This is a genomic window from Aeromicrobium sp., assembly GCF_032084975.1.
Classification (GTDB): domain Bacteria; phylum Actinomycetota; class Actinomycetes; order Propionibacteriales; family Nocardioidaceae; genus Aeromicrobium.
In genome coordinates this window covers 1-4722 of the sequence record NZ_DAMDLR010000125.1, presented here as the reverse complement: position 1 = coordinate 4722, position 4722 = coordinate 1, and the positions used below count along the sequence as shown (strand labels likewise).

At 70.7% G+C, this 4722-nt stretch carries 6 protein-coding genes; 3 read left to right on the top strand and 3 right to left on the bottom strand.

All coding sequences use genetic code 11. From position 1 onward, the window contains the following. Window positions 1–940, top strand: a 940-nt coding sequence (locus RT323_RS16045) for a PASTA domain-containing protein (RefSeq protein WP_313410224.1), incomplete at its 5' end; no start/stop codon positions are given. Between the two features lie 122 nt (window positions 941–1062). On the opposite strand, the gene RT323_RS16040 is transcribed toward RT323_RS16045, so the two are convergent. Together RT323_RS16040 and RT323_RS16035 are read right to left on the bottom strand one after the other, a co-directional pair. Continuing rightward, window positions 1063–2400, bottom strand: a complete 1338-nt coding sequence (locus RT323_RS16040; protein WP_396172499.1) for a class II 3-deoxy-7-phosphoheptulonate synthase — start codon at window positions 2398–2400, stop codon at window positions 1063–1065. A gap of 57 nt (window positions 2401–2457) precedes the next feature. Further along, window positions 2458–3249, bottom strand: coding sequence for a lysophospholipid acyltransferase family protein (locus RT323_RS16035; protein WP_313410220.1), 792 nt, complete (start codon window positions 3247–3249; stop codon window positions 2458–2460). A 16-nt stretch (window positions 3250–3265) separates the two neighbouring features. On the opposite strand from RT323_RS16035, the gene RT323_RS16030 reads away from it, so the two are divergent. Continuing rightward, window positions 3266–4045: an alpha/beta fold hydrolase gene (locus RT323_RS16030; RefSeq protein WP_313410218.1), complete on the top strand. Its 780-nt coding sequence runs from the start codon at window positions 3266–3268 to the stop codon at window positions 4043–4045. Window positions 4046–4062: 17 nt separating this feature from the next. Next, the gene (locus RT323_RS16025) at window positions 4063–4488 is read left to right on the top strand and encodes a hypothetical protein (RefSeq protein WP_313410217.1); all 426 of its coding nucleotides are present in this window, start codon (window positions 4063–4065) and stop codon (window positions 4486–4488) included. Here RT323_RS16025 and RT323_RS16020 read toward each other — a convergent pair. After that, entirely contained in the window at window positions 4388–4660 is a 273-nt protein-coding gene (locus RT323_RS16020) for an ROK family protein (protein ID WP_396172500.1), read from the bottom strand. The genes RT323_RS16025 and RT323_RS16020 overlap by 101 nt on opposite strands. Window positions 4661–4722 lie beyond the last annotated feature (62 nt).

The window sequence follows — 4722 nt, the reverse complement described above, 5'->3', positions numbered from 1 at the left end:
GCAGGCGCCCCGCCCCCCGCAGGCGGTGGTCCCCGCGGAGCCCGGCAGGACACGACGCCGCCGCGGCCCCCTGATGCTGCTCATCGCCGTGGCCCTGCTCGCGGCCACCGCCCTGCTCGGCTGGTACCTGGCGATCGGCCGGTACGAGACCGTGCCCAACCTCGTCTCGATGGAGCGCGCGGAGGCCGTCAAGACCGGCGAGGCTGCCGGTTTCACGGTCGAGATCGGCGAGCCCGCGTACTCCGAGGTCGTCGAGAAGGGAGCGGTCATCTCGACCGACCCCGATCCGGGCTCGCGCCTGCTGCCCGACGAGGTCGTCACGCTGACGATCTCGCAGGGCAAGGAGCGCTACAAGATCCCCAACGTCCAAGGGCGCACGGTCGAGGAGGCCACGTCGACCCTGGCGGCCCTCAACCTCACGATCGGCGAGGTCACCGAGAAGTTCAGCGACTCGATCCCCACCGGCGGCATCATCCGCTCGTCCAGCCACAAGGTCGGCGACCTCGTCAAGCGAGGGACGGCCGTGGACCTGGTGGTCAGCAAGGGCCCGCAGCCGATCAAGATCGCCGACCAGACCGGCGAGCCGGTGGCGGACGCGAAGGCCGCGCTCGAGGGCGTCGGCTTCGTCGTCGCGACCAGCGAGCAGTTCAACGACTCCGTCCGCGAGGGGCTGGTCATCTCGCAGACCCCGGCCTCCGGCACCGGCGTGCGGGGCGACACGATCACCCTGACGGTGTCCAAGGGACCAGAGCGGGTCGCGGTGCCCGACCTGCGGGGCATGACCGAGGCCGAGGCGAAGGCCGCGCTCGAGGCGATCGGCCTCAAGCTGAACGCGACGCGCAACCCGTTCGCCGGCGGGGACGCGACGGTGCGCTACCAGGTCACCTCCGCCGGCTCGAAGGTCAAGCGCGGCTCGACCGTGACGGTCTTCCTGTCCTGACCGTCCCCGGGGTGGATGACAGTTTCCCCGGTTAACTAGGTTTCCTGTCACTTCACGAGGGTTGCGACCCTCGTGAAGTGCGGGCAAACCTACTTAACCGGGGAAACCGACAGCCGGGCGACTCAGCCGCGGCCGGCCAGCATCTCGGCGACGAGAAACGCCAGCTCGAGCGACTGCGCGCGGTTGAGGCGCGGGTCGCACAGCGTCTCGTAGCGGTGCGCGAGGTCCTGCGCCGACAGGCGCATGCCGCCACCGACGCATTCGGTGACGTCGTCGCCGGTCAGCTCGACGTGCAGGCCGCCGGGCCACGTGCCGAGCGAGCGGTGCACCTCGAAGAAGCCGCGGACCTCGTCGATGACGTCGTCGAACTCACGCGTCTTGTAGCCGTTGTCGGTGGCGAACGTGTTGCCGTGCATGGGATCGGTGACCCAGGCGACCTCGGCGCCGGCGGCCGTGACCTTCTCGACGAGGGTCGGCAGCAGGTCACGGATCTTCTGGGCACCGAAGCGCGTGATGAACGTGATCTTGCCCGGCACGCGCTCGGGGTTGAGCTTCTCGTACAGGGCCAGGGCGTCGTCGGCGGACGTCGTGGGGCCCAGCTTGACGCCGATCGGGTTGGCGATGCGGCTCAGCAGCTCGACGTGCGCGCCGTCGAGCTGGCGCGTCCGCTCGCCGATCCACACGAAGTGGCCCGACACGTCATACGGCAGGCTCGTGCGCGAGTCGATGCGCGTCAGGGCGTGCTCGTACTCGAGGACGAGGGCCTCGTGCGACGAGTAGAAGTCGACGGTGTGCAGCTCGTCGGGGTCGGCGCCGATCGCGCTCATGAACGCGAGGGCACGGTCGATCTCGTCGCCGATGCGCTCGTAACGCTCGCGCACGGGGCTGTTGCGCACGAAGTCGGTGTTCCAGGCGTGCATCTGGCGCAGGTCGGCGTAGCCGCCCGTGGTGAAGGCGCGCGCGAGGTTCAGCGTGGCGCTGGACGCGTGGTAGACGTCGAGCAGGCGCTGCGGGTCGGGGATGCGCGCCTCGGGGGTGAAGTCGAACCCGTTGACCGCGTCGCCGCGGTACGCCGGCAGGGTGACGCCGTCGCGCGTCTCGATGTCGCTGGAGCGGGGCTTGGCGTACTGGCCGGCCAACCGGCCGACCTTGACGACCGGGACGCTGGCGGCGTAGGTCAGCACGACGGCCATCGACAGCAGGACCCGCAGCTTGTTGCGGACGTTCTCGGCGGTGACGCCCTCGAAGGTCTCGGCGCAGTCGCCACCCTGGAGCAGGAACGCCTCGCCGCGCGAGACGGCGGCCATCTTGTCGCGGAGCGCATCGCACTCGCCGGCAAACACCAGCGGCGGCATCTTCCGCAGCTTCTCGACGGCACGGTCACGGGCGTCGGTGTCGGGGTACGTCGGCTGCTGCGCAGCACCGATCGCACGCAGGTCTTCCAGGCTGGGAATGCTCACCAAGTCATGATACGTGAGTGACGCAGCGGGTCGGAACCCGTCCGTACCCCGGAAGGGTCACTCCGAGATCTCGCGGATGACCTCTTCGGCCTCGGTCCTCTCGCGCTCCTTGGCGGCCTGCTTCTCGCGCTCCTTGTCGCGCTTCTTGGCATCGGGAGCGTAGAGGTCGACGTACTCCTGGCCCGAGAGGTTCATGATCTCGTACATGATCTCGTCGGTGATCGCGCGCAGGATGTACCGGTCGTCGGCCATCCCTTCGTAGCGGCTGAAGTCCAGCGGCTTGCCGAAGCGCAGGCCCGGGCGGGCGTACCGCCCCAGCAGGCGGCCGGGGGGCGCCACGACGTCGGTGTTGATGACGGCGACGGGGATGACGGGCACCTTGGACTCGAGGGCGAGGCGCGCCACGCCCGTGCGGCCCCGGTAGAGCTTGCCGTCGTGCGAGCGCGTTCCCTCGGGGAAGATGCCGCAGATCTCGCCGTCGGCCAGCAACCGCAGCTGGGTGCGGATCGCGCCGGCCGCGGCGCTGCCGCTGCTGCGGTCGATCGGGACCTGACCCGCGCCGCGGAAGAAGCCGCGCTGGAAGAAGCCCTTGACGCCCGAGCCCTCGAAGTACTCGGCCTTGGCGACGTAGGTGATGCGGCGCGGGATCACGAGCGGCATGAAGAGCCAGTCGCTGTACGACAGGTGGTTGGCGGCCAGGATGGCGGCGCCCTCGCGGGGCACGTTCTCGGTGCCCTCGGCCCACGGCCGGAAGATCAGCTTGAGCAGCGGACCCAGCGCGAGGACCTTGAGGAACCAGTAGAACACGCACGAGACACTACCGCGCCGCACCGCCTCATCGGCCCTCATGGGGCACGATGTCGGCATGTCCCACTCCCCCGCCACCGGTGATCCGCGCCTCCGACCGGGCACCGAGCCCTTCCGTGCCGAGGGCGGACCCGTCGGCGTCCTGCTGAGTCACGGCTTCACCGGGTCCCCTGCGTCGATGACCCCGTGGGGTCGCGAGCTGGCCGCCGCCGGACACGCCGTCGAGGTCCCCCGCCTGCCCGGTCACGGCACGACGTGGCAGGAGATGAACACGACGACGTGGCGCGACTGGTACGGCGAGGTCGACGCCGCGCTCACGCGCCTGCGGGCCACGTGCGACCGCGTCGCGGTGTGCGGCCTGTCCATGGGCGGCGCCCTCGCGCTGCGGCTGGCCCAGCAGCGGCCCGAGGAGGTCGACGCGCTCGTGCTCGTCAACCCCGCGATCGCCCTCAAGCGGCTGGACCTCAAGCTGGTGCCCCTGCTCAGCCGCGTCCTGCCGTCGATGGCGGGGATCGGCAACGACATCAAGCTGCCCGGGCAGGACGAGATCGGCTACGACCGCACCCCGCTGAAGGCGCTCGCGTCGCAGCTGCAGCTGTGGCGCGACGTGCGCGAGAACCTCGACCGCGTCACGGCACCGACGCTGGTGTTCCGCTCCCGCGAGGACCACGTCGTCGACGCGACGACGGTCGGTCTGCTGATGCGCGGCATATCGTCGCCCGTGCGCGAGCTCGTGGAGCTGACGAACAGCTACCACGTCGCGACGCTCGATCACGACGCACCGGTCATCATGGAGAGGTCGGCCCGCTTCATCGCCGACCATGCGACCACCGCCTGATCCCCCGAGGAGCCGTCGTGACCGACGCAGCGTCGTCCCCGGACGACTTCGACCGCATCGTCGAGGGCCTCGACCTGGACCTCAGCGGGCTGGACGACTTCGACGACGCCGCGGCCCGCAACGCCGCGCTGCGTGAGCGGGCCGAGCTGGAGGACGAGCAACGCCGGGCCGCCGCGCCGCCGGAGCCGCAGGAGGACCAGTTCTACCGCGAGGTCGGACCGGCGGACCTGCGAGCGGACAACCGCACGAAGATCGCCTGGTTCGTGGTGGTCGGCGGTCCGGCGGTGCTGCTGTTGTCGATGATGGCCTCGTTGCGCCCGCCGACCTTCCTGGTGGCGGTGGTCATCGCGGCCGCCGTGGCCGCCGTCGTCTACCTGATCGCGCGACTACCTGATCGCGGACCGAGTAACCCGGACTGGCCGGACGACGGCGCCGCGCTCTGAGCCGGGCCAGGTCGGCGGCGCCGACGACGCCCGCGTCCTCGCCCAGGTGAGCGGCCACGATGCGCGCCTCGGAGCGGTAGCCGCGGCCCGTCAGGTGCTCGGCGAACGCGGTCCGCGCCGGACGCAGCAGCAGCTCGCCGTTGCTGCTGACTCCTCCACCGATGACGAAGATGTTCGGGTCGAGCGCCGCGGCCAGATTGGCCAGGCCGATGCCCAGCCAGCGACCGACCTCGC

Excerpts from the sequence above, each read along its gene's own strand:
- RT323_RS16035 (WP_313410220.1), bottom strand. The coding sequence starts at position 3,249 with ATGAGGGCCGATGAGGCGGTGCGGCGCGGTAGTGTCTCGTGCGTGTTC.
- RT323_RS16030 (WP_313410218.1), top strand. The coding sequence starts at position 3,266 with ATGTCCCACTCCCCCGCCACCGGTGATCCGCGCCTCCGACCGGGCACC.